The 3,320-nt window shown below is 69.9% G+C and carries 5 protein-coding genes; 1 reads left to right on the plus strand and 4 read right to left on the minus strand.

Going from position 1 to position 3,320, the window contains the following annotated elements:
- The 4 genes from LI92_RS20565 to LI92_RS20580 form a co-directional block, all read right to left on the minus strand.
- A partial coding sequence (locus tag LI92_RS20565; RefSeq protein WP_046322186.1) for a site-2 protease family protein occupies window positions 1-386 on the minus strand: 386 nt, incomplete at its 3' end.
- Window positions 383-1,558, minus strand: a complete 1,176-nt coding sequence (gene dxr, locus LI92_RS20570) for a 1-deoxy-D-xylulose-5-phosphate reductoisomerase (protein ID WP_046322181.1) — start codon at window positions 1,556-1,558, stop codon at window positions 383-385. The genes LI92_RS20565 and dxr, both read right to left, overlap by 4 nt.
- 4 nt (window positions 1,559-1,562) lie before the next feature.
- A complete protein-coding gene (locus LI92_RS20575) occupies window positions 1,563-1,958 on the minus strand; it encodes a VOC family protein (protein ID WP_046322183.1) in 396 nt (131 codons plus the stop codon).
- A complete protein-coding gene (locus LI92_RS20580; protein ID WP_046322187.1) occupies window positions 1,912-2,751 on the minus strand; it encodes a helix-turn-helix transcriptional regulator in 840 nt (279 codons plus the stop codon). Before LI92_RS20580 ends, LI92_RS20575 begins: the two co-directional genes overlap by 47 nt.
- Before the next feature lie 159 nt (window positions 2,752-2,910).
- Here LI92_RS20580 and LI92_RS20585 point away from each other — a divergent pair, with 159 nt between their 5' ends.
- Window positions 2,911-3,165: a DUF2631 domain-containing protein gene (locus tag LI92_RS20585; protein ID WP_046322185.1), complete on the plus strand. Its 255-nt coding sequence runs from the start codon at window positions 2,911-2,913 to the stop codon at window positions 3,163-3,165.
- Window positions 3,166-3,320: the final 155 nt, after the last annotated feature.

The following is a 3,320-nucleotide window of genomic DNA, read 5'->3' on the forward strand; positions in this document are numbered from 1 at the left end:
GCGTGCAGGTTCGGCAGGCCCCAGATCACCGCGATGACGTAGACCAGTGCCAGACCGATGACAAAGTTCATGCCGGGACCGGCGGCCAGCACGGCGACCCGCTTCCAGGTCTTCTGCTTGTACATGGCACGGTCGGTTTCGTCGGGCGCCAGTTCTTCCACGGCGGTCATCCCGGCGATGTCGCAGAAGCCGCCGGCCGGGATCGCCTTGAGGCCGTATTCGGTCTCGCCGCGCCGTGTCGACCACAGCGTGGGTCCGAAGCCGACGAAGTAGCGGCGCACCTTCATGCCGGTGGCCCGCGCCACCCACATGTGGCCGCATTCGTGTAAAGCCACCGAAACCAGGATGGCCAGCGCGAACAGCGCGATGCCGACCGCGAACATCATCGAGTGCTTCCGACCTTTCTCGTAGCTGCAGCCTCGACGGCGCGAGCCGCACGCTCCCTGGCCCAGCGCTGCGCGTCGAGTACCTCATCCACGGTAGCGGGTTGCGCGGCCCACTGGTCGGCGGCGCCCAGAACCTCGGCGATGGTGCCCACGATCGCCGGGAAGCCGATCCGGCCGGCGAGGAAGGCCGCTGCCGCCTCTTCGTTGGCGGCGTTGTAGACCGCGGTCATGCAGCCGCCGGTCTGCCCGGCGTGGCGGGCCAGCTGCACCGCGGGGAAGACGGCGTCGTCGAGCGGTTCGAACTCCCAGGTGGCCGCGGTGGAGAAGTCGCAGGCCGCTGCCGCGCCGGGGACCCGGGCGGGCCAGCCCAGGGCCAGGGCGATGGGGAGCCGCATGTCCGGCGGGCTGGCCTGCGCGATCGTCGACCCATCGGTGAAGGTGACCATGGAATGCACGATCGACTGCGGGTGCACCACCACGTCGATGCAGTCGTAGGGGACGCCGAACAGCAGGTGGGTCTCGATGAGCTCAAGACCCTTGTTCACCAGGGAAGCCGAGTTCAACGTATTCATCGGGCCCATCGACCACGTCGGGTGGGCGCCGGCCTGTTCGGGGGTCACGTGCTCCAACTCGGCGGCGGTGTAGCCCCGAAACGGCCCGCCCGAGGCGGTGAGCACCAGTTTGGCCACCTCGTCGGGGGTGCCGCCCCGAAGACACTGCGCCAGCGCGGAGTGCTCGGAGTCCACCGGCACGATCTGGCCGGGCTCGGCCGTCCGCATCACCAGCGGGCCGCCGGCGATCAGCGACTCCTTGTTGGCCAGGGCCAGCCGCGCACCGGTCTCGAGTGCGGCCAGGGTGGGCCGCAACCCGAGCGCGCCGACCAGCGCGTTGAGCACCACATCGGCCTCGGTGTCGTACACCAGGCCGGTGACGGCGTCGGGTCCGCGGTAGGGGGCCTCGAGTGCTTCGCCGACCTGCGCGTCGGCGACGGCGATGTTGGCGACCCCGGTCTCGGCCCGCTGCGCTGCCAGCAGCGCCGGGTTACCGCCGCCGGCCGCCAGTCCGACGATCTCGAATCGGTCCGGGTTCGCCGCGACAACCTGCAACGCCTGGGTTCCGATCGAGCCGGTGGAGCCCAACAGCAGAACTTTGATGCGGCGGCCCGTACTCACCCACCTATTGTGCGCCCGCGTAGTTGCCGAAGCTCCAGAGGTTGCCTTCGGGGTCGCGGACCGCGAACTCGCGCGCGCCGTAGTCGGTGTCGCTCAGCGGCATGACCACCTCGGCGTTGTGCTCGCAGACCCGTTGGTAGAGGGCGTCGGGATCGCTGGTGACGACGTAGCCGCCCGCGGTGCCCGGGTCGCGGCACCAGTCGTTACCGGGCTTGTGACTGCCGAGCATGATGGCGCCGACGCCCTCCGGCCAGCGCAGTTCGGCGTGCGCGACGGTGTCGCCGGTCTCGCCGTAGCGGGCCGTGACGACGAAGCCGAAGGTTTCGACGTAGTAGTCGATGAGCTTCGCGGCGTCATGCGCTTGCAGGGTCAGCCAGACGGTCGGATTCGAAGGTGTCATGCCCCCACTGTGACCGCTGGAGGTGGCCGCCGTCTTGAATGTTTTGGAACTCTTCGGCCAGCCAGGCTCCCGGTGCCACGCCGGCGTACCGAACGAATTCGCGGGTCAGATGGGCCTGATCGGCGTATCCGGCCGCGGCCGCGACTCCGGCCAGGTCGACACGGCCGTGCCGGCGGGCCTCGTCGGCCAGCCGGGCGGTCGCGTATTCGAAGCGCATCAGCATGGCCACCGCCTTGGGACCGTGACCGACCTCGCGGCGAAACAGGCTGGCCAGATGCCGCTGACTGATTCCACTGCGCTCCGCAACGCGGGCCACCGGCATCCTGCCCCGGCTGCGTGCCAGCAGCTGCCAGGCGAAGATCAGCTCGGGGCGCACGGCGGCGTCCCGCCGGCGATACTGCTCCGCCAGATACCCCGAGACGACCCCGAACACCTCCGGCCAGGACCGCCCGGCGGCGAGCTGCTCGTGCAGGCGCAGTACCGGCCGGCCCAGCACCGGTGCACCGTCGAAGTCGCTGACACTCAGTTCGGCGGCCGGCACGCCGAACAGCGCGCGCGAAGCCAGCGGATGCACCGCCAGCTGAACCCCGGCCTGCCCGCTGGTCTGCGCCACCCGGGCCGCGTGGGTATGCAGCCCGCCGAGCAACACCGGAGCGGGCGGCGCGGAAGCCAAGGCGTCGAGCGACGCGGCAGCGCGCACCCCCTCGTCGAGGCTGACGATGAAGGTCAGCGTCGACGAGGGCATTCCGCGGTGGACGCCGTCGGGGACATCGAACGCGCGATAGCCCACCATCGACGCCACACCGGGGGCGATGCGGGGCGAGGCAGTCGCGAAATCCCAGATCCGCGGGGCGCGGGCGGTGTGCTCGGCCATGGTGTCCACGGTAGATCGCCTGAATGGGGTGTGTCAGAATGTCGGCAGTAGTTGCACAGGCGAACTGAAGGAGTCGAAGTGGCCAGTACCGAGGTGGAGCGCCACACCGGGGTCGACCCCGTCGAGGTGCCGTCTGCGGCGTGGGGTTGGAGCGCGATCAACTACCGCACCTGGCACATCGTCGGTTTCGCCATCGTCGGCTTCCTGCTGCTCATGCTGCGCGGAAACCACATCGGCCACGTCGAGGACTACTTCCTGCTGGGATTCGCCGCGCTGACCCTGATCGTCGTCGTGCGCGACATCATCGGCCGCAACCGCGGCTGGCTGCGCTGAGCGCACCCACCTGAGCGTCCGCTAGGAGTTCTCTGCCGCCAGCCTGGCCGCAGGCGGGATTGACTTCGCCTGCGCTCCAGCTACCGACCTTCGGCCGCCAGCTGGCCGCAGCGGTGCCGATGCGCCTGCGCTCCAGCTACCGACCTTCGGCCGCC

It is taken from the genome of Mycobacterium sp. UM_Kg1 (genome assembly GCF_000972925.1).
GTDB lineage: Bacteria > Actinomycetota > Actinomycetes > Mycobacteriales > Mycobacteriaceae > Mycobacterium > Mycobacterium hiberniae.

Bases quoted from the DNA above. Each gene is read 5' to 3' on its own strand.
- LI92_RS20575 (WP_046322183.1), bottom strand. From the start codon at position 1,958: ATGACACCTTCGAATCCGACCGTCTGGCTGACCCTGCAAGCGCATGAC.
- LI92_RS20580 (WP_046322187.1), bottom strand. From the start codon at position 2,751: ATGGTGGGCTATCGCGCGTTCGATGTCCCCGACGGCGTCCACCGCGGA.